Source organism: Actinomadura sp. 7K534 (assembly GCF_004348575.1).
GTDB lineage: Bacteria > Actinomycetota > Actinomycetes > Streptosporangiales > Streptosporangiaceae > Spirillospora > Spirillospora livida.
Map to the genome: position 1 here is coordinate 23153 of NZ_SMKB01000028.1, position 19423 is coordinate 42575.

17 protein-coding genes and 1 riboswitch are annotated in these 19423 nt (G+C 72.8%); of the genes, 4 read left to right on the forward strand and 13 right to left on the reverse strand.

Going from position 1 to position 19423, the window contains the following annotated elements; translation table 11 throughout:
- Positions 1-129: 129 nt before the first annotated feature.
- The 3 genes from E1266_RS08810 to E1266_RS08820 form a co-directional block, all read right to left on the reverse strand.
- A complete protein-coding gene (locus tag E1266_RS08810) occupies positions 130-408 on the reverse strand; it encodes a MoaD/ThiS family protein (RefSeq protein WP_132045637.1) in 279 nt (92 codons plus the stop codon).
- Between the two features lie 10 nt (positions 409-418).
- Positions 419-1663 carry a threonine synthase gene (gene thrC / locus E1266_RS08815; RefSeq protein ID WP_132045639.1) on the reverse strand — a complete coding sequence of 415 codons (1245 nt, stop codon included), beginning with the start codon at positions 1661-1663 and terminating at the stop codon, positions 419-421.
- 15 nt (positions 1664-1678) lie between these two features.
- A riboswitch (SAM riboswitch) is annotated at positions 1679-1820 on the reverse strand.
- Positions 1821-2072: 252 nt separating this feature from the next.
- Complete coding sequence (locus E1266_RS08820; protein ID WP_132045641.1) at positions 2073-3032, reverse strand: cation diffusion facilitator family transporter; 960 nt, start codon at positions 3030-3032, stop codon at positions 2073-2075.
- Between the two features lie 110 nt (positions 3033-3142).
- Between E1266_RS08820 and E1266_RS08825 the strand changes: the two genes are divergently transcribed.
- Positions 3143-4600, forward strand: a complete 1458-nt coding sequence (locus E1266_RS08825) for a trehalose-6-phosphate synthase (protein WP_132045643.1) — start codon at positions 3143-3145, stop codon at positions 4598-4600.
- Here the strand turns inward: E1266_RS08825 and E1266_RS08830 are convergent.
- Together E1266_RS08830 and E1266_RS08835 are read right to left on the reverse strand one after the other, a co-directional pair.
- Positions 4583-5638, reverse strand: coding sequence for a sulfotransferase (locus E1266_RS08830; protein WP_132045645.1), 1056 nt, complete (start codon positions 5636-5638; stop codon positions 4583-4585). The genes E1266_RS08825 and E1266_RS08830 overlap by 18 nt on opposite strands.
- A gap of 93 nt (positions 5639-5731) precedes the next feature.
- Complete coding sequence (locus E1266_RS08835) at positions 5732-6283, reverse strand: RNA polymerase sigma factor (RefSeq protein ID WP_132045647.1); 552 nt, start codon at positions 6281-6283, stop codon at positions 5732-5734.
- Between E1266_RS08835 and E1266_RS08840 the strand changes: the two genes are divergently transcribed.
- Both E1266_RS08840 and E1266_RS08845 read left to right on the forward strand, forming a co-directional pair.
- Positions 6282-8480, forward strand: coding sequence for a serine/threonine-protein kinase (locus E1266_RS08840; RefSeq protein WP_279436312.1), 2199 nt, complete (start codon positions 6282-6284; stop codon positions 8478-8480). The genes E1266_RS08835 and E1266_RS08840 overlap by 2 nt on opposite strands.
- Before the next feature lie 169 nt (positions 8481-8649).
- Positions 8650-9141 (forward strand): PadR family transcriptional regulator, encoded by a 492-nt coding sequence (locus E1266_RS08845; RefSeq protein WP_243718311.1) that lies wholly within the window; start codon positions 8650-8652, stop codon positions 9139-9141.
- A gap of 40 nt (positions 9142-9181) precedes the next feature.
- Here E1266_RS08845 and E1266_RS08850 read toward each other — a convergent pair whose 3' ends face one another.
- From E1266_RS08850 to E1266_RS08865, 4 genes are all read right to left on the reverse strand, one after another.
- Positions 9182-10330, reverse strand: coding sequence for a hypothetical protein (locus E1266_RS08850; RefSeq protein ID WP_132045653.1), 1149 nt, complete (start codon positions 10328-10330; stop codon positions 9182-9184).
- A 282-nt stretch (positions 10331-10612) separates the two neighbouring features.
- Positions 10613-11455, reverse strand: a complete 843-nt coding sequence (locus E1266_RS08855) for a hypothetical protein (protein WP_132045655.1) — start codon at positions 11453-11455, stop codon at positions 10613-10615.
- Positions 11456-12006: 551 nt separating this feature from the next.
- Positions 12007-12828 (reverse strand): trehalose-phosphatase, encoded by an 822-nt coding sequence (gene otsB, locus E1266_RS08860; protein ID WP_207945505.1) that lies wholly within the window; start codon positions 12826-12828, stop codon positions 12007-12009.
- Positions 12829-12907: 79 nt separating this feature from the next.
- Positions 12908-13231, reverse strand: a complete 324-nt coding sequence (locus E1266_RS08865; RefSeq protein WP_207945506.1) for a DUF3263 domain-containing protein — start codon at positions 13229-13231, stop codon at positions 12908-12910.
- Positions 13232-13563: 332 nt separating this feature from the next.
- Between E1266_RS08865 and E1266_RS08870 the strand changes: the two genes are divergently transcribed.
- A complete protein-coding gene (locus E1266_RS08870) occupies positions 13564-14208 on the forward strand; it encodes a MarR family transcriptional regulator (protein WP_132045658.1) in 645 nt (214 codons plus the stop codon).
- A 35-nt stretch (positions 14209-14243) separates the two neighbouring features.
- Here E1266_RS08870 and E1266_RS08875 read toward each other — a convergent pair whose 3' ends face one another.
- The 4 genes from E1266_RS08875 to E1266_RS08890 form a co-directional block, all read right to left on the reverse strand.
- Positions 14244-14534 (reverse strand): hypothetical protein, encoded by a 291-nt coding sequence (locus E1266_RS08875; RefSeq protein WP_207945507.1) that lies wholly within the window; start codon positions 14532-14534, stop codon positions 14244-14246.
- 190 nt (positions 14535-14724) lie between these two features.
- Positions 14725-17049, reverse strand: a complete 2325-nt coding sequence (locus tag E1266_RS08880) for a S8 family serine peptidase (protein ID WP_165965991.1) — start codon at positions 17047-17049, stop codon at positions 14725-14727.
- Between the two features lie 312 nt (positions 17050-17361).
- Positions 17362-19029 (reverse strand): cation acetate symporter, encoded by a 1668-nt coding sequence (locus tag E1266_RS08885; RefSeq protein ID WP_132045662.1) that lies wholly within the window; start codon positions 19027-19029, stop codon positions 17362-17364.
- Complete coding sequence (locus E1266_RS08890) at positions 19026-19352, reverse strand: DUF485 domain-containing protein (RefSeq protein WP_132045664.1); 327 nt, start codon at positions 19350-19352, stop codon at positions 19026-19028. The genes E1266_RS08885 and E1266_RS08890 overlap by 4 nt, the downstream gene beginning before the upstream one ends.
- Positions 19353-19423 lie beyond the last annotated feature (71 nt).

Sequence of the window (19423 nt, forward strand, 5' to 3'; positions counted from 1 at the left end):
CTTCGTGTTTATGTCATGAATGCCCGATTGCTCCGGGGGTGGCGAGCACGAAACGACCGCGCGCGGGGGCGTCCGCACATGAGAAAAGGCCCTGGCGCACGGTGTGCGCCAGGGCCTCGCCAAGCCTTCTCAGCCGCCGGCCACGGCCGGGATGATCGAGATCTGGGCGCCCTCGGGGGTGGGGGTGTCCAGGCCCTCGCTGAAGCGGACGTCCTCGTCGCCGACGTAGACGTTCACGAAGCGGCGGATCTTGCCGGCGTCGTCCAGGATGCGGGCGGAGATGCCGGAGTAGCTGGACTCCAGGTCGGCGACGACGGCGCGCAGCGTGGCGCCTTCGGCCTTCACCTCGGCCTCGCCGCCGGTGTAGGTCCGCAGGATGGTCGGGATACGGACGGACACGGTGCTCATGGTGCTCCTCTCAGGCCAGGCCGGCGGCGCGGAAGGCTTCCAGGGACGGGGCGATGTTCGCGGACGGGGCGACGACGGGGGCGACCGCGTCCAGGGTCTTCAGCCCGTCCCCGGAGTTGATGATCACGGTTTCCGCGGACGGGTCCAGGGCGCCGCTGCCGATGAGCTTGCGGAGGGTCGCGACGGTGACGCCCCCCGCCGTCTCGCCGAAGATGCCCTCGGTGCGGGCCAGCAGGCGGATGCCCTCGACGACCTCCTCGTCGGTGACGTCCTCGACGGCGCCGTTCGTGCGGCGGACGGCGTCCAGCACGTACGGGCCGTCGGCGGGATTGCCGATCGCCAGGGACTTGGCGATCGTGGCGGGCTTCACCGGGCGGACGACGTCGTGCCCGGCCTTGAACGCGGCGGCGACGGGATCGCAGCCGGCGGCCTGGGCGCCGAAGACCCGGTACGGCTTGTCCTCGACCAGACCGAGCTTGATCAACTCTTGGAAAGCCTTGTCGATCTTCGTGAGCTGGGAGCCGGACGCGACGGGTACGACTATCTGGTCCGGCAGCCGCCAGCCGAGCTGCTCGGCGATCTCGTAGCCGAGGGTCTTGGAGCCCTCGGCGTAGTAGGGCCGGACGTTAACGTTCACGAACGCCCAGTCGTCCTGCTCCCCGGCGATCTCGGACGCGAGCCGGTTGACGTCGTCGTAGTTGCCGTCGACCGTGACGAACGTCCCGCCGTAGACGGCGGTGGTAATGATCTTTTGGGATTCCAGGTCGGACGGGACGAACACGGCGCTGCGGATCCCGGCGCGGGCCGCCGCGGCGGCGACGGCGTTCGCCAGGTTCCCGGTGGAGGGGCAGGCCAGCACCTTGAAGCCCAGCTCCCGGGCGGCGGCGAGCGCGACGGCGACGACGCGGTCCTTGAACGAGTGGGTGGGGTTGCCGCTGTCGTCCTTCACCCAGAGGCTCTGCAGGCCGAGGCTCTCGGCGAGGTTGTCGGCGCGGACGAGGCGCGTCAGGCCGGGCTCGGTGTTGGGGGTGTCCGCCACCGTGGACGGGACGGGCAGCAGTCCCCGGTAGCGCCAGATGTTGCGGGGGCCGGACTCGATGTCCGCGCGGGTGACTCCCCCGAAGTCGTAGGCGATCTCCAGGGGGCCGAAACACTCTTCGCAGGCGTAGAAGGGCCCGAGGTCGCGGGTGTTGCCGCATTCGCGGCAGACGAGACCGGTAGCGGGTCCGAGGTCAGTGGCAGGCGTAAGTGCCATGAAGCGAGGCCTTTCTCCCCATCTTCCCTGCGCCACCTTGGTCGCAGGCCGGAGTTGGCACCATCTCCCGGCCGGCCCCGCAGGATCGCGAGCGCGCTTCAGCCGAGTGGTTGCCGGGGCTTCGCAGGGCCGGTCCCTCCACCCCTCTGGATGAGCAATATTCAGTTGTGCGAGGGGCTGGGCTGGAAGACCGGCCCGTCGGCCACTGTGCTCCCTGCACCCCTCTGGATGAGCAATATTCAGTTGTGCGAGGGGCTGGGCTGGAAGACCGGCCCGTCGGCCACTGTGCTCCCTGCACCCCTCTGGATAAGCAATATTCGGTTGTTAGTCCGAGCGCCCTTTGGGCTCGTATGCGTGACTTTACATGACTCGACCGGATGCCAGACAGGTGAGTCCACCGATTGAGACGTTACCCGGAGGCGTCCTTGATCACGCTCGTCTCCTCCGGCCGGGCGGTGCGCTGGGTGGGGTCGAGGAAGACGTGGCGGACGACCGGGAGCCGCTCCCTGAGCCGCCGGTCGATCTCGCCGGCGACGTCCTCGGCCTCGTCGGCGCTGATGTCGTCGGAGAAGTTGACCTTGGCGGCGACGAGGAGCTGCTCGGGGCCGAAGTGCATCGTCAGCAGCTCCGCCAGGCCGGTCACGCCGTGGGACCCGAGGATCTCGGCGCGGATCTCGCGCTGCGCGGCGGGGTCGGCGGCGCGCCCGATCAGCAGCACGGTGCTCTCCCGCCCGATGGCGAACGCGAGCCCGGCGAGCAGCACGCCGATGAGGACGGAGCCGAGGCCGTCCCAGAAGTCCGATCCGGTGATCTCGCGGAGGATCAGCCCGCCGGCGGCGAAGAGGAGGCCGATCATCGCGGCGCTGTCCTCGAACAGCGCCGCCTTGAAGGTCACGTCGGGCGACCGGCGGACGTGTTCGAGGAGGCCGCGGCGGTTCCGGCGGGTCTCCATGCGGGCCTGGTACACGGCGCGCAGCCAGGACGTCCCCTCCAGGACGGCGGCGAGGGCGAGGACGGCGTAGGCCACCCAGACGCTCGTCCCGCTGCCGCCGTGGCCGAGCATGGTCAGAATGCCGTAGGAGATCGAGAACCCGGCCCCGGCGACGAAGATCCCGAACGCGGCGAGCAGCGACCAGACATAGCGCTCGTTCCCGTACCCGAACGGGTGGCGGCGGTCCGGGGGGCGTTCGCTGCGCCGCAGGGAGGCGAGGAGAAAGCCCTGGTTGAGGGTGTCCCCGATCGAGTGGGCGCCTTCCGCGAGCATCGCGCTGGACCCTGCCAGGGCGCCGGCGACGAGCTTGGCCAGCGCGAGGATGAGGTTGGCGAAGCCGGCGACGAGCACCGTCTTCCTCGTCTCGGCATTGCTCATTTCCGCCGGGTACCCGCACCGCTTTGCACTATTCAGAGCAGTTTTCGACTGTGGTGTGAACCACGCGGGTCACTTTGAAGCTCCCCGGCCCCAACTGAGACCCTTCCGGTATGAGCCAAGTGCTGGTGGCATCGAACCGCGGTCCGGTGTCGTTCTCGTTGTCGGAGGACGGTGCGCTCACCATGCGGCGCGGGGGCGGCGGGCTGGTCTCGGGCCTCGCCGGCGTCGCGGGAGCCGCGCGTGAGCCATCGGCCGAGGGCCCGGACGTGCTGTGGGTGTGCGCGAGCCTGAACGAGGCCGACCGGACGGCCGCGCGCCGGTCCCCGGACGGACGCATCGACCTCGCGGGCCACGAGACCGGTGGCGCGGCGGTGCGGATGCTCGACATTCCCGAGGCGACGTTCCACCGCGCGTACAACGCCGTCGCCAATTCGACGTTGTGGTTCGTCCACCACCTTCTGTACGACACCCCGCACAGCCCGCATTTCGACGCGCGCGCACGCCGTGACTGGCAGTCCTACGAGGCGTACAACGCGGCGTTCGCCGATGCCCTGGCGCGAGACGCCGCGCCCGGCGCGAAGGCCGCGATCCAGGACTACCACCTGTCGCTGGCACCGCGGATGCTCCGCGAACGGCGTCCCGATCTGCGGATCGTCCATTTCTCGCACACGCCCTGGGCTCCGCCGGAGTATTACGCGCTGCTCCCTGACGACATCGGAACGCGGATCCTCCTGGGGATCCTCGGCGCCGACCACGCGGGATTCCTCACCGAGCGGTGGGCCTCCGCGTTCCTCGACTGCTGCGAGATGCTGCCCGGCGCACGCGTCGACCGCGCCGCCCGTACCGTCACGTGTGACGGGCACGTCACGCAGGTAGGCGTGCATGGTCTCGGCATCGACGCGGACGCGTTGCGCCAACGCGCCGCAGAGCCCGACGTCGTGGAGCGGGCGCGCGCGCTGCGCGAACAAGTGGGTGACCGTCAGCTCATCGTCCGGATCGACCGGACGGAACTGTCCAAGAACATCGTGCGCGGGCTCGCCGCCTACCGGGAGCTGCTCGCCAACCATCCCGAGTGGCGCGGACGCGTGGTCCACCTGGCGTTCGCGTACCCGTCCCGCTACGACCTGCCCGAGTACCGGGAGTACACGGAAGCCGTCCAGCGGACCGCGCGGCAGATCACCGAGGAGTTCGGAACCGCCGACTGGGATCCGCTGATTTTGCAGGTCAACGACGACTATCCGCGGTCGCTCGCCGCCTACGGCCTGGCCGACGTCCTCCTCGTGAACCCGATCCGGGACGGGATGAACCTCGTCGCGAAGGAGGGGCCCGTCCTGTCGGAGCGGGGCTGCGCGCTGGTTCTGTCGCGGGAGGCGGGCGCGGCGGCGGAGCTGTCCGAGGACGCGCTGATGGTCAACCCGTACGACGTGTCGCAGACCGCCGAGAGCCTGCACAAGGCCCTGCTGATGCCCCCGGCCCAGCGCGCGGAACGCTGCGCGCGGCTCACCGCCGCCGCGACGGCCCTTCCCCCGCAGCGCTGGTTCGCCGACCAGCTAGCCGCCCTGGACTGAGTCCGCCGACTCCGTCCGGTCCGCCGGTGAGGCGGTCTCGGGCGCCAGGAGGCACCGGACGGGGTTCGGCTCGTGGTGCTGGTTCCAGCGTTCGCGCAGCGCCGCCTTGCGCTGCGCGAGACGGCGGTGAGCGCTGGTCCTGGTGAACCGGGCGAGCTGGGACGCGGGCGGCCGCGGCAGCCCGCTCGGCTCGTAGCCGTACTCGGCGAGCCGCTCGCCGAACGCGGCCTCCGCCAGGCTGATCTGCCAGGGGTCGAGGCGCTCCGCCCACGACCCGATGCGGCTCGTCGTGACGGCGTCGTGCGTCCGGCCGTGCCACTTCTTCCGCGGGGAGACGGTCCGCTTCGCCAGGCCCTCCGGACGCGTCATCGCGGGGTCGAAGTCCTCGCCGAGGAACGCGCAGAGCCGGGTCAGCTCGTCGACGGGGTCGGCGACGAGCCGCTCGTACTGCAGCTCGTAGTAGGAGTCGGGGCCGAGCCGCTCGGCCAGCCGGCGCCCGCGGTCGATCGCCTCCCGCCACGCGGAGACGGCGTGGTGGACGTCCTTGTCGAACCAGGGCATCTCCAGCAGCGAGGCGACGCAGTCGCGGCCGTCCCGGACGAGATGGACGAACTGCGCGTCCGGGAACATCCGCAGCAGCGTGCCGACGTGCCTGAAGTAGCTCGGGCGCTTGTCGCCCCAGCGCGGCTTGCCGTGCCGGCGGGCGTAGGCGCGGAACACGATGCCGATCGCCGAGCCGATCGTGGGCGGCCCGGCGGCGACCTCCTCGACGACCTCGCCGGCGTCCAGGCCGAGCGCGTGGAACTTCGTGGACCGGTCGGTCGTGATCCACTCCGCCAGCGCGCGCCTGTTCTCCCTGTCTTCGAGGTCACCGAACTCGCACCGCCGCGCATAGGCGGGGAGGAGGAACTTCGTCTCCGCCGGGATCGCGATGCGGGCGTGCGAGTGCAGCATCAGCTGGAGCAGCGTCGTCCCCGAGCGGGGACACCCGAGGACGAAGATCGGACGGTGATGGCGGGGGTCCGGGCCTGATGACATGCAGGAATGGTGTCCCAGACGTCACGCATCGTACACGCCTCATCGACAGGCCGTTACGCGGTGATTGCCGACGCTTGACGGTCGGCGTGCCCGTCAGGTGTACGAGTCGCCAAGGGTCTGGCGGAACTGCTTCCGCGCCTCGTGGATGCGGGACTTCACCGTGCCGAGCGGCAGGTTGAGCTGCTCGGCGATCTCCGCGTACTCGAGCTGGGAGACGTCCCGCAGGACGAGGGCCTGGATGAGGTCGGGCTTGCGGGCCTCCAGGTCCTCCATGGCGTCCAGGATGTCGACCCGGGAACCCGCGATGACGCTGGTCCGGCGCGGGTCCGGGCGCTGCTGCGGAAGCTCGCCGGCCTGCTCGACCGAGCGCCGCTTCAGCGACCGGTAGGTGGAGCGGGCGGAGTTGGCGACGACGACGTGCAGCCAGGTGCTGAACCTCGACCGGCCCTCGAAGCGGTGGATGTTCCTCGCCACCTGCAGCAGGGCGTCCTGGCAGGCCTCCTCGGCGTCCTGCCGGCACGGCAGGAAGCGAGAGCTGTGCCGGAGTACGTCCGGCTCGATCTTGCGGAGAAGCTCGTTGAGGGCGCTCTGATCGCCCTGAGCGGCCTTGACCGCCAGCTCCTCGGTCCTCTCGTCGAATGCCATGCCGCCTCAATGCTCGTTCGCACACTCACCCCGTTGTTGGGATGATACGGGTGTGTCTTTCCCACCGTCAGTTGGCCGTTACCGGATCGATCGCGTCCTGGGTTCGGGGGCGTTCGCCTCTGTGTGGCTGGGGCAAGACGAGGCCCTCGACTCCCAGGTAGCGATAAAGGTCCTGTCCGGCAGCCTGATCGACGATCTGGACGTGCGCAACCGCTTCCTGGAGGAGGCCCGGATCCTGCGCCGCGCCGACTCCGCGCGGCTGGTCCGCGTGCACGACATCGGGGAGCTCCCGGACGGGCGTCCCTACTTCGTGATGTCGTACGCGGACCGCGGAACGCTCGCGGACCGCATGCGCGAACGGCCACTTCCGGTCAATGAGGCGGTCGCGCTCGCCGAGGAGATCGCGCACGGGGTCGAGGTGATCAACACGCTGGGCGTGATCCACCGCGACCTCAAGCCGACCAACGTGCTGTTCCAGTCCGCCCCGGACGGCGGCGAGCGGGTGCTGATCGCCGATCTCGGGCTGGCGAAGGCCCTCGCGCACGCGTCCGGCGCGTTCACGCTGCCGGTCGGCACGCCCGGATACATGTCGCCGGAGCAGGCGCGGTTCGGCGGCGGGCTGGACGTCCGCGCCGACGTGTACGGGCTCGGCGCCCTGACGTACCACATGCTCACCGGGCGGGCGCCCGGCCCGGCGCCGGTGAAGTCGCCGCCGAGCGAGCTGCGCGAGGGGCTGTCCCCCGCGTTCGACCAGGTGATCCTGCGGGCCCTGGAGGTCGAGCGGGAGAAGCGGTGGCCGACCGCCGAGGCGTTCGCCGAGGCGCTGTCCACGCTCCGGCCCACGTCGCTGCCGGGCGCGCCCGCGCCGTCGTTCGCGCCGCCCGCGCCGCCCGCGCCGCCCGTCCCGCAGATCAACGCGGACGCGACCGTCCAGGACTTCTACCGGGACGGCACCCAGGCCCGTCCCCCGGCGGGCGCCCAGGCCCCCGGCCCGGCGGTGACGCCCGTCCAGGGGCAGGCGCCGGGCGGCGGGCCGCGGGAGATGCGGACGCGGCTCGACCAGCCGGCGGAGGACGACATCGGCACGTCGGAGATGGCCGTCCCGCCGCGGCCGCAGGGGCCGGCGGGCGGCGGCGGGCAGACGATCGTGGACGACCCGAGCGGCCGGGGCGCCCCGTTCGGGCAGGCGGAGAACCCGACCTCCCCCGACAACGACAAGGACCGCACGGTCGCGCTCCAGTCGCAGGTGCCGGGCGCGCCGCAGCCTCCGGGCGGCGAGGGCGGCGGCGACAACAGGACCGCCGTCTTCCCGGCCGGGGCGCCGCAGAACGGCGGCGGCCCGCCGGGCGGCCCGCCGCAGCCGCCGATGGGCGGGCAGCCGATGGGTCCGGGCCCCGGCGGCCCGCCGCCCTACGGCCAGGCAGGACCGGGCCAGCCGGGCCAGCCGGGGCAGCCGCCTCCGACCGGTTTCCAGGCCCCCCCGGGACCGGTCCAGGGGCAGGGCCAAGGGCCGGGCGGCAAGCAGGGCGGCCTGCTGAGCAGGCTCCGCGGCGGCGGCCCGGGGCAGCCGGGCGGCGGCGGTGCCGCGAAGAAGAGGTTCGTGACGCCGCTGCTCATCACGGTCGCCGTGCTCGTGGTCGCGCTCATCGGCGGCCTGGTCCTCGGCATGCTGTTCTCGGGCGACGAGGGCGAGAAGAAGGACGGCGGCCCCGAGCTCCCCGAGGACTTCGCGGCGGTGTCCGACGACGCGGGCAAGATCAAGACCGCGGTGCCGAAGGCGTGGCCCAGGCAGCCCGAGCAGACGTGGGAGCCGAACACCGTCCGGCTCGAGGACGCCCAGCCGCGTCCGGTGCTGCGCGCGACGCCGGACAAGGCCGCATTCCTGGGCGACGGCCAGGGCCCCGGCGTTTTCATCGGCGTGACGACGGACGTGCGCGCCGGGCAGCTGCCCCCGCCGTCCGCGGCCGTCCACCCGCAGTGCACCAAGGCCGAGCCGGAGAACTACACGACCCCCGACAAGGCCCTCAGCGGGACGATCACGCGCTTCACCGGCTGCAAGAGCGGTACGCCGTCCGTCACCGAGGTGGGGCTGACCGACAAGGGCGGCAAGTTCGGGCTGTGGATCCGGGTCAAGGAGACCGACAACCGCAACGCCACCACGGACATCCTGGACAACCTCAAGGTCACCGGCCCCTGACCCGCACCGCCCCGGCTGAGCGATATATCGTTGACGCATCGCAATTGATCACCGTTCTGAGGAGCCCGCGATGCGCGACACCACGATGCGACACCACGGAGGCCCCCGCGGGCCCCGGGAGCGTCGGCGCCGCGGGGACCAGTTCGGCCCGTGGGGTCCAGGCGGCCCGATGTTCGGTCCCGGAGGACACCGCGGACGCGGTGCCCGCGGCCGCCGGACCCGGCGCGGCAACGTCCGGGCGGCGCTGCTCGCCCTGCTCGCCGAGCGGGCCATGCACGGCTACGAGATGATCCAGGAGCTGGACGGCCGGACCGGCGGCGTCTGGCGGCCGAGCCCCGGCTCGGTCTACCCGACCCTCCAGATGCTGGAGGACGAGGGGCTGGTCAGCAGCCAGGAGCAGGGCGGCAAGCGGCTGTTCTCCCTCACCGACACGGGCCGCGAGGTCGCGTCGGCGCAGGCCACCGCCCCCTGGGACGAGGTCACCGCGGAGGCGGGCGAGAACGTCATGCGCGGCCGTGAGGCGATCGGCCAGCTGATGGGCGCGCTCCAGCAGGTCATGGCGGTCGGCAGCGAGACGCAGAAGGCCCGCGCGCTGGACGTCGTCAACGACGCCCGCCGCCGCCTCTACGGAATCCTCGCCGACGACCCCGAGGCCGAGTGAACCGGCTCCCGCGAAGGCGCCGACCCCGGGTCGCGGGAGATCAACTGGGGAAGGGCGCCGGTTTGGCGAGCTGGTCGGCCATGTAGAGCTGCTTCCACACGTACAGCCCCATGTCGGCGCGTCCGATGTCGCTGTCGACGGGGACGTCCACCGTCGCGCGCACCAGGTACGTCGAGCCGGGCGGCATGTACTTGTCACCGCCCTCGCCGGACGCCAGCCCGCCGCCGACCAGCCGCCGCACGACCTCGCTCTTGGTCGGCGGCGTGCACATGTCCTCGGGGACGCCCGCCTGCGGCATGCAGCGTCCCCGCGCCTCGGGCGTGACGAGTTCGCGCTTGACGAACACGTCGCCCGGGAAGTCGAGGAGGACGTTGTCCTTCGTCGGGTTGGTGAGCAGGTACTCGATGTAGGGGAACGACGTCCCGGACGGCGGCGTGGAATGGAACGTGGTCACGGCGCCTTCGTTCACCCCGCTGTCCACCGTGGCGAGCCGGTACTTCGCGCCGTCGGCGGTGCCGACCTCGATGGGCTTGCCCGCCGGCGGGAGGTCGGCGCCGGCCGGTCCCGCGTCGCTCGCGACCGTGCCCGTGTCGCCGTCCCCGGAGCCGCCGGTCAGGACGACCCCGGCCGTGACCAGGCCGGCCAGGACGAGCACGCCCGCCGCCACGAGGCCGCTGCGGCGCCCGGCGGCCCGCTGCCGCGCCCGGCGCTCGAGCTCCCGTTCCCGCGGCCCCAGCCGGACCTGCACTCCACTGGTCTCCCGGACGCCCATCGGCCCGGGCGTGGACGGAACCTCGTCCTCCGGCTCCAGGTAGGCGTCCTGCGCCTCGGACGTACCGGCCCAGGCCGCGGCGCCGCGCGGTTCCGTCTCGGGCCGCGCCTCCGAGGCCGGAACCTGGACGCGCGGCGGCGATGCGGGCGGGGGTGACGCGGGCGGGCGGCCCCAGACCCGCGGCGGCTCAGCGCTGCCGGGAGCCGCGTGCACGATGGGGTTCGCCGGGGCGCCCGGCGGAATCGGCGCACCCGGTGCGGTCCGCGCGCCGGGGCCCGGCCGCGCGCCCGGCCGCAGGGACGGTGGCGGATGGATCGGCGTCCCCTCGACCGGCGTGGCCTTGGCCGCCGGGATCCCGTGGGCGGGCGTGTTCCCGACCTCGCCGGGACGGCGCGGGAGTACCGGTTCCGTGTTCACCGTCAAGCCTCCCCAAGTCGCGCGCGGCTCCCCCGAGAACCACACTTACCGCACTTCATCATATTTTGGCGCAATTGGACTAATAGTCCACAGGCGCCCCCAGAGTCTCGCGAGATCCGACAAGTTCGTATACCGCTCTTGTCACCCGCACGACAACCAGCAAGATCAACACCAGAGAGTTGTCACCGGCGCTTGTCAGATTCAACGATCAGGCGCCGGTGAGGGAACGCCGGACGCGGCCCGCAGGCGGGCCGCGTAGCGTCCTATATCGGTCAGTGCCGGTTATGGGAAGGGAACGTGCTTGGCGGGCTCCGTGCCCACGAAGATCTGCTCCGCCACGTACAGGGCGACGTCCGATGAGGTGAGGTCATCGTCCACCGGAACCTCGGCCGTGATCCGCACCAGGTACGTCGAGCCGGGTGGCATGTACTTGTCGCCACCGTCCCCGTCGACCAGTTCCCCGCCGATCAGGCGCCGCACGACCTCGTTCCCGGCCGGCACGATGCACATGTCGTCGGGGGCACCGCCCTGCGGCTCGCACCGCTCCCGGGCGTCCGGCGCGACGAGTTCGCGCTTGACGACGAGGTCGCCGGGGTAGAGGAGCAGCGCCTCGTCGTCGGTCGTGTTGGTGAGGAGGTAGTCGATGTAGGGGAACGACGTGCCGGACGGCAGCGCGGTCTGGGACGCGGTCACCGCGTCCTCGTTCAGGCCGTTGCTCACCGCGGCGACCCGGTACCTGAATCCGTCGGCCGTGCCGACGTCCAGGGGCTTCCCGGCCGGGGGCGGCTCGACGTCCGCCGGCCTGGCCCCGGAGCCGCCGGCCTGCGATCCGCCGTCGCCGCCCGAACCGGGCGTCAGCACGAGCCCGATCGCGACCAGCCCGGCCAGGACCAGGACACCGGCCGCGACCGGCAGGCCGCGGGCGCCCGACCGCCGCCTCGCCCGGCGCGCCTCGCGCTCCCTGCGCGCCCGCTCCCGCTCACGTGCCCGCGGGCCGAGCCGCACCTCGACGCCGCCGGAATCCCGGGCTGTCTGCTCGGTTCCGTACGGGCCGCTGTGCTCGGGATACGCGTCCTGCGCCTCGGGCACGGCGGACCAGGGCCCCCACGGCTCCGCCTCGGGCATCGAACTGCGGCTGCCGGACTCGGGCCATCCGGCCCCGGGCCGCGGCGACGACTCGGGCGGACGGCCCCAGGCACGCGGAGGATTCTGCGGCTCCGGGGACGCCCTGGGGGGATCCAACGGGATCTCGTACGGGTCGACCGGCCCCCGCTGGACGATCGGACGCACCGGGGCGTCCGGCGGGATCGGGGCACCCGAGGGCGGCGTCCCGCCGCCCGGCGGAGGGGAAGGAGGACGGGACGGCAGGCCCTGCGCCGGGGTCGCCCGGGGCGACGGGGCTCCCCCGGGAGGCGTGTACCTGAACTCGCCCGGACGCCGCGGAAGACCACGTTCGGAGTCCATTGCCGCCTCCCCTCATCATCGTGCGATCGATCCCGAAGAACCGCACACATACCGCAAGTCGCCACATTTTGCCCCACCGGAACCAGTGAACTGGACATGCCACGCGAGTCGCGCACGTTGCGACAACCCCGAACAGGATTCTTGTCACTTCGGGACAAGAAATCGGGCAAGGAGGGTGATTTGGACCGACCAGCCGCGGTTCGGCGGCCGTTTCAGGGGGCCTGATCGAGCAGCGTGCCGAGGAACCCGACGACTCCGGCGGGGCCGTCCACCACCAGGTCCGCCCGCTCGGCCAGTGCGGTGACCTCCGCGGACCCGCTGCACACGAGCACCCCGGGGACCCCCTCCGCGCGCAGGGACTCGACCGCGTCGAACGCGGCCAGGTCACCGAGGTCGTCCCCCGCGAAGAGCACGGCCGACGGGCGGGTGCCGCGGTCGGCGATGAACGAACGCAGCGCCATGCCCTTGTCCATCCCGTGCGGACGCAGCTCCAGCACGAAGCGGCCGGGCTCCACCGTCAGCCCGGTGCGTTCGGCGAGCGCGGCAAGGATGCTGCGCAGGCGCTCAAGCGCGACCTCCGGCTCGGCGCACCGCCGCGTGTGCACGGCCAGCGCCTGCCCCTTGTCCTCGATGAACGTCTCCGGGGGCGCACCCGCCGCCTCCAGCACGCCGGGCAGCTTGGCGCGGGCCTCCGCCACGCCGGGCGGCGGCTCGGGCACGGTCAGGACGCCCGACTCCCAGCGCTCCAGCCCGTACTGCCCCAGCACGACCAGGCCGTCGATGCCCTCGAAACCGCCGTACTCGACCGCGACCGCCGCGGGCCGCCCGGTGACGATCACCAGGGCGCCCACGCGCGGGGCCAGCCGGGCCAGCGCCGGGGCCGCGCCCGGATGCGCCCGCGCCGACGCCGGATCGTCGACGATCGGCGCGAGGGTGCCGTCGAAGTCGAAGCCGAGCACGGCCTCCGATGGGGACTTGCGGATCGCGTCGAGGCCGTCGGCGCCGGCGGCCGTCACAGAACGGGGAGAGTTCACCCGACCAGTGAACCTTCTCACCGGGGGCGTCGCCAGAACCCGCCCGGCGCGAGTCGGGCGCCGCAGCGGGTCCGCGGGGTCAGGGGCGGATGCCGAGACGGCGGGCCGCGCGGCTGCGCTGCCGCTGCGTCCGCATCCGGCGCAGGCGCTTGACGAGCATCGGATCGCACTCGAGCGCCTCGGGACGGTCGATCAGGATGTTGAGGAGCTGGTAGTACCGCGTCGCCGACATGTCGAACCGCTCGCGGATGGCCTGCTCCTTGGCTCCCGCGTACTTCCACCACTGCCGTTCGAAGGCGAGGATCCGGCGGTCGCGCTCGGAGAGCTGGTCGGCGGGAAAGGCGGCGTCGTCCGTCCCGTCCTCATCATCGGTCGCGGTCTGGGGGGCTGGGCCATCGTCCATGCTGGTGTCCTGTGGGGGGACGTCACCGCGGGGGTCACCGGGGGCGTTCGCCGCTCGCATCAGGTCCCCTCTGTGGTTACTGATCCCGGGTCGTCCGGGTTCGGGCGGGTGTCATGTTACGCGTCCGCGCCGACAAGTTCCGGCGGTTCGCGGGGAACGGCGGCCGGCGGTTCAGTGCATCACATCCCCCTTCACCAGGGGATCTCCAGCGCCGCGTGTCCCTTGGGAACCGCGCGTCCCGGCGGTCCCGAACATGTGCAAACTACATTCGTTACAGTGGAGGCCGCGGCATCCGGGAGGCAGCGGACCGGCACGGGAAACGGAGACCTGGAATGGCGACGGAGACCCCCGCCACGAAGCGGCCGGACGGACGGGGCGCGGCCGAGCCCGACACGTCCGGGCACGCGCCGGGAGCGCCGGGGCCGCACGACGACCCCGGCTCCGACCCCGTCCTCGCCGCCATCGGCGCGGCCCTGCTCCAGCTCCGCCGGTCCTGGGCCAAGCCCGACCTCATGAAGCGGATCCGCGCGCAGACGCCCGCCGGGACCGGCGGGCGCCCCCTGCAGATCTCGAACCTGATGGTGGTCAACGCCGTCGCCGCCCTCACCGCCGAGGCGAGGCCGGCCGACCCGCCCCGCGAGATCACGGTCGGCGCGGTCGCGGAGCGCCTGGAGATCGACCCGTCCACCGCGAGCCGGCTGGTCGGGCACGCCATCGACGCCGGGCTGGTGTCGCGGCGCCCGTCCCCCGTCGACGCGCGCCGCGCCAACCTCGGCCTCACCGACGCGGGACGGCGCGTCAAGCAGGTCGGCGACCGGTTCCGCCGCGCCTACCTCGACGAGCTCATGGCCGGTTGGACCGCGGACGAGCGGGCCGAGTTCGCCCGGCTGCTCACCCGCTTCACCGACGCCGCCGCCCGCGCCCCGCGCTACTCGGACGGCATCGACAAGATCTTCGAGGAGGCCCGCGCCGACTAGCGCGGCCCTCCCCCACCGCCTTGGCGGGCCCCCGGTCAGTCCCCGTTGCGGAGCGTCGAAGCCCGCCGCATGTACTCGTCCTCGTCGATCTCCCCCCGGGCGAACCGCTCGGCGAGCACCGACCGCGCCTTGGCCATCGGGTCGGCCGCCGCCGCGGCCGCCGCGGCACCGCTGTTCATCCGGCGGCGGATCAGGTAGAACGCCGCGCCCAGCACGGCCAGCCAGAACAGTCCGAAGGCGATCGGGAAGACCGGCCAGAACGCGGGGGCGTCCCCGCCGTCGTGCCAGCCGCCCGGGCCCAGCTGCGTCACCAGTGTCGTCAACATCGTTCATCGACCCTTCCTGTGTTCGGATACGTCGATGCTCGGCGACGGGTACGGCACCCCACATCGTCCGGCCGGAGACTCCCGTGCTACGCCCGGCGGAGTACCGCGCGGCGAACGGCGGAGTATCGGGGGCGGACGGCGTCGATCCGGCCGGGCAGCCGGGTTCACCAGGCCGTTCAGCGGAGGGCCGTCACCACCAGGGCGGGCGGTAGTCCTCGTCGTCGGTGGGGCGGGCGCGCCGCGGACGCTGCCCCTGCTGCTCGCCGTCCGGCCGGTCCGCGGGCTCGTGCCGGTGCCCGGGTTCGGCCGGCGGCGACTCGGGCAGCGCGCCGGTCGCCCATCCGTCCGCGGGCGCGGGCGGGGCCTCCGGGCCGTCGAGGGTGCCGCGCCGGAACGCCTCCCACTCGTCGTCGTCGAGGCCGGGCACGTCGTCCTCGGGCTGCCCATCGGTCCCCGAGCCGTTGAGGCTCGCGCCGTTGGTCCCGTTCACACCGCCCTGCCCGTTCATACCGACGTGCCCGTTCCCGGCGTCATGCCCGTTCCCGGCGTCGTGGCCGTTCCCGGCGTCGTGGCCGTTCGGCGGCGTGTGCCCGTTGAGGTGACCGGCCTGCCCGTTCCGGCCGTTCGCCGAGAACTCACTGGGATCGAACGGGCGCAGCTTGTGCGGCAGGACGGGCGGCTGCTCCGGTTCGGCCGGGGCCGGTTCCAGCGGTACCGGTTCGGGCTGCGGCGGATCCCCGCGGTCGAACCAGCCTCCCGTGGCCGAAGGGGTCCCCCACGAGGGATCCATGGGCGCGGTGTCCAGCGGCGACTGGCTTCCGCCCCATGGCTCGCCGGGCGCGTCGTCCTCAGACGCGCGACCCCACCGCCCGTGCGGATCGGACGAGCTTTCGAGCGGTGCGTCGCCGACCTGCGGGCCGTCCTCGGAGGACCCGTCCCACAGCCCGGTACCACCGGGCGTGCCGTCCGAAGGCACGTCGCCGAACTGCAGGCCGTCCTCGGACGCCGCCCATGCCGGGGACTCGTCGGGCGAGGGCGGGGCGGCCGAAGGCGACGGCCCCTGGTACACGTCGGTGCTCTGCCAGAGCGGCGCGTTGACCGGCGCGACCCCGGCGGCGGCCCCCGCGGAGGATCCCGGCGCGGCCGACGCCGCGGCGGGAGCGGGCGGGCGCGGCGCCGGCGCGGCGGCCGGCAGCCCGTAGTCGGGCACGGCGTCCGTCTCGTCGGCGTCTTCCCCCGGGCGGCGCCGCTGGCGCCAGCCGAGCACGAGCCCGACGACGACCAGCACTCCGCCACCGCCCAGCACGAGCGGGAGCAGGACGCCGGTGTCCTCGACGGGGCTGTCCGCCACCGGCTCGGGTGCCGGCGAGGGCGGCGGCGTCTGCACCGGCCCGCTGGACGTCTTGTTGATCGCGTGCGCGGCGTAGAGCGTCCGCAGCGCGTCGACCGTGCCCGGACAGGCGGTCGACCCGGTCGGCTGCCCCGGCCGGGCGGGCGACCCCTGGACCAGCGCCCGCCGGACCTCGTCGGGGGTCAGCCTCGGGTACCGGGACCGGACGAGGGCGGCGACACCGGCGACCATGGCCGACGAGGCGCTGGTGCCCGTCCCGACGACGTAGCCGTTGCTGGCGTCGGCGCTGACGATGTCCACGCCGGGCGCGCACACGGAGGCGTGGGAGCGCCGGTTGCTGTCCCGCCAGAGCCGCAGCCTGCGGTCGAGCGCACCGACGGCGATCACCCCGGGGTAGGCGGCGGGGAAGTTCTTGCGGTTGGCGCCCGAGCCGTCGTTGCCCGCGGACGCGATCAGCACGACGCCCTTGCCGAGGGCGTACTTGATCGCGTTCTCCTGGGACTTGGTGCCGTTGTAGAACTGCCGCCCGCCGCCGAGGGACATGTTGATGATCTCGGCGCCGTGGTCGACGGCGTAGCGGATGCCCTGGGCGACGGCGTCGCGGTCACCGGTCTCGCTCGGCTGCCCGTTGTCGCGCCGCAGCGGGTCGTCGTTCTCCAGCGTGACGCGGATGGACAGGACGGTGCTCTGCGGCGCGACGCCCATCATCCCCTGCGCCAGCCCCGGGCCGTGGCCGTGCCCGGCGATGATGCTGGCCATCGACGTCCCGTGCAGGCCCCAGTAGCGGCTGCCGGGGGCGCGCACCCCTCCGGTGAGGTCGGGTCCGTTGATGACCTGCCCGGTGAGGTCGGGGTGGTTCTTGTCAACGCCGGTGTCGAGGACCGCGACCGTGACGCCGCGTCCTTTGGAGTACCGCCACGCCCGCGGGGCGCGCAGCGCCTCCAAGTGCCATTCGCGGTCGCGGATCTGGTCGGTCGGCGCGTGTACGAGCGTCCCGGTGGCCGCGCCGCGCGGCCCCGGGTTCGCGGCCCGTCCCGCGATCGCCTGGGCGGGCACGGCCACGGCCGCGCCGAGCGTGAGGACGGTGAGGACCGCGGTCGTCCGGGCGCCGAGCCGGGTCGCCGGTCGGACTCGCGCTGGACGGCGTCGACCGGTTCCGGACACGCCGCCGCACCTCCCTCCCCGGCAGACCACCGCTCCACGACGGGTTGACATTCTGCCACGCGAACCGGCCGTCGCCCGGGCACTCGGCGCATCGGGGCACGTCCGGGACAGTGTGCGTCTTCCGTCCGCGACCCGCGCGCCGTACCGCGGCCGCCCCGGTACGACCGCCGCCCATACCCGCTGGTAACCGGCGTTGGCACGCAATGCTAGCCGCCCCCCGGTACCCGCCCCCGCACCGGCACGCCGCCGTCCGGGCGGGGGCACCGGACCGTCACCGGAGCGTCACGGAACCGTCACCGCGTCAGCGGGGGGTCAGTGAGAGCCCGCCCCGGTCAGGGCCCGCACCGACAGGTCGTCGTAGCGCTCCTGGTCGGGCTGCTCCCGGCCGAGCAGCGTTCCGGCGACCGCGCACGCGAACCCGACCGGGATCGAGACGAGGCCGGGGTTCTCCAGCGGGAAGAAGTGGAAGTCGACGCCGGCCGGGAACAGCGACAGGCTCTCGCCCGTCACCGGATCGGTCTTCCCGGACACGACCGGCGAGAAGAACACCAGCACGAGGGAGCTGACCAGCCCGCCGTAGATGCCAGCGACCACCCCGGTCGAGGTGAACCGCCGCCAGAACAGCGACAGCACGATCGCGGGGAGGTTGGCCGCGGCGGCCATCGCGAACGCCAGCGCCACCAGGAACGCCACGTTCAGGTTCCGGCACACGACCGCGAGGGCGATGGCCAGCGCGCCGACGAGGAACGCCGCGAACCGGGCCACCGTCACCTCCTGCGACTCGCGCGGGCGCCCGAGCATCAGCACCTGGCCGAAGTAGTCGTGCGCCAGCGACGTGGACGAGGCCAGCACCAGCCCGGACACGACGGCGAGGATCGTCGCGAACGCCACCGCGCCGATGAACGCCAGCATGAGGTCGCCGCCGAGGTGCCCGCCGACGTGCTCGCCGGCCGCCTGCGCGAGCTGCGGCACCGCGGTGTTGCCGGACGGGTCCTGCGCGACGATCGCGTCCCGGCCGACCAGGGCCGCCGCGCCGAAGCCGAGCGCCAGCGTCATCAGGTAGAAGGCGCCGACGAGCCCGATCGCCCAGGACACCGACGTGCGGGCGGCGCGGCCGTCCGGGACGGCGAAGAACCGGTTGACGATGTGCGGCAGCCCGACCGTGCCGAGCACCAGCGCGGCGGCCAGGCTGATGAAGTCCAGCTTGTTGATGATCGTCCGGTACGCGTCGCCGGGGACGTCCTGCCCGTACCGCAGGCCCGGCCGCAGGAACGCCTCGCCCTGCCCGCTCGACCCGGCGGCGGAGCCGAGCATGGAGCTGACGTCGAACCCGAACCGGCCGAGCACCAGCGCCGTCAGCACGACCGAACCGGCGAGCAGCAGGGCCGTCTTGATGATCTGCAGCCAGGTGGTGGCCTTCATCCCGCCGAACGCCACGTAGAAGATCATGAGCGCGCCGACCAGGATGATCGTCACCGTCCTGGCGGTGCCCGCGGACATCATGAGGAACCGCTCGCCGCTGTGGATGCCGAGCAGCAGCGACACCAGCGCGCCCGCCCCCACCATCTGCGCGAGCAGGTAGAACACCGACACGGTCACGGTCGAGACGACGGCCGCCCGGCGGACCGGGGCCTGCCGCCGGACGCGCACCGACAGCACGTCCGCCATCGTGAACCGGCCCGCGTTGCGCATCATCTCGACCAGCAGCAGCGCGAGCAGCCACGCGACCAGAAAGCCGATCGAGTACAGGAACCCGTCGTATCCGGACAGCGCGATGATCCCGGCGATGCCGAGGAACGACGCCGCCGACATGTAGTCGCCCGCCAGCGCGACCCCGTTCTGCGGACCGGAGAACGTCCGTCCGCCCGCGTAGAAGTCGTCGGCGCCCCGGGTGTTGACCCGCGCCCAGACCGTGATGCCCAGGGTGAGCACGATGAGCGTGACGAAGACCGTCAGCGCCACCCCGTGGTGCTCGATCACCGCAGCTCACCGGCCAGCGGGTCCAGCCGCCGGCGCGCGTACGCCACGTACGCCCAGGCCAGCGCGAACGTCGACAGCACCTGCAGGACGCCGAGCAGCAGTGCCACGTTGACGTGCCCCACGACCGTCCGCGCCATGAAGTCCCGGGCGAACGCGGACAGGCCGACATAGAGGAAGTACCACCCCAGGAACACCGTGCCGACGACCAGCGCGGCCCGCCGGACCCGCCCCCGGAGCAGCTGGAACCGCTCATATCCCGCTATGGACGCATAAAGTCCGGGTTCGCCCCCCTGGCGCCCCGTGACCTCCGAGTCCCCCATCATCTGGCCTCCCCTGGCCGGACATAACTCTCAGCAATCGATTGATCGCTCTATGAGAGCAAAGTTTCACCGTC

Coding starts and splice junctions, on each gene's coding strand:
- E1266_RS08810 (WP_132045637.1), bottom strand. CDS start 408: ATGAGCACCGTGTCCGTCCGTATCCCGACCATCCTGCGGACCTACACC.
- E1266_RS08870 (WP_132045658.1), top strand. CDS start 13,564: ATGGCGACGGAGACCCCCGCCACGAAGCGGCCGGACGGACGGGGCGCG.
- E1266_RS08890 (WP_132045664.1), bottom strand. CDS start 19,352: ATGATGGGGGACTCGGAGGTCACGGGGCGCCAGGGGGGCGAACCCGGA.
- E1266_RS08875 (WP_207945507.1), bottom strand. CDS start 14,534: ATGTTGACGACACTGGTGACGCAGCTGGGCCCGGGCGGCTGGCACGAC.
- E1266_RS08830 (WP_132045645.1), bottom strand. CDS start 5,638: ATGTCATCAGGCCCGGACCCCCGCCATCACCGTCCGATCTTCGTCCTC.
- E1266_RS08825 (WP_132045643.1), top strand. CDS start 3,143: ATGAGCCAAGTGCTGGTGGCATCGAACCGCGGTCCGGTGTCGTTCTCG.
- E1266_RS08865 (WP_207945506.1), bottom strand. CDS start 13,231: ATGGACGATGGCCCAGCCCCCCAGACCGCGACCGATGATGAGGACGGG.
- E1266_RS08845 (WP_243718311.1), top strand. CDS start 8,650: ATGTTCGGTCCCGGAGGACACCGCGGACGCGGTGCCCGCGGCCGCCGG.
- thrC (WP_132045639.1), bottom strand. CDS start 1,663: ATGGCACTTACGCCTGCCACTGACCTCGGACCCGCTACCGGTCTCGTC.
- E1266_RS08835 (WP_132045647.1), bottom strand. CDS start 6,283: ATGGCATTCGACGAGAGGACCGAGGAGCTGGCGGTCAAGGCCGCTCAG.
- E1266_RS08820 (WP_132045641.1), bottom strand. CDS start 3,032: ATGAGCAATGCCGAGACGAGGAAGACGGTGCTCGTCGCCGGCTTCGCC.
- E1266_RS08855 (WP_132045655.1), bottom strand. CDS start 11,455: ATGCCCGAGGCGGAGCCGTGGGGGCCCTGGTCCGCCGTGCCCGAGGCG.
- E1266_RS08840 (WP_279436312.1), top strand. CDS start 6,282: ATGCCGCCTCAATGCTCGTTCGCACACTCACCCCGTTGTTGGGATGAT.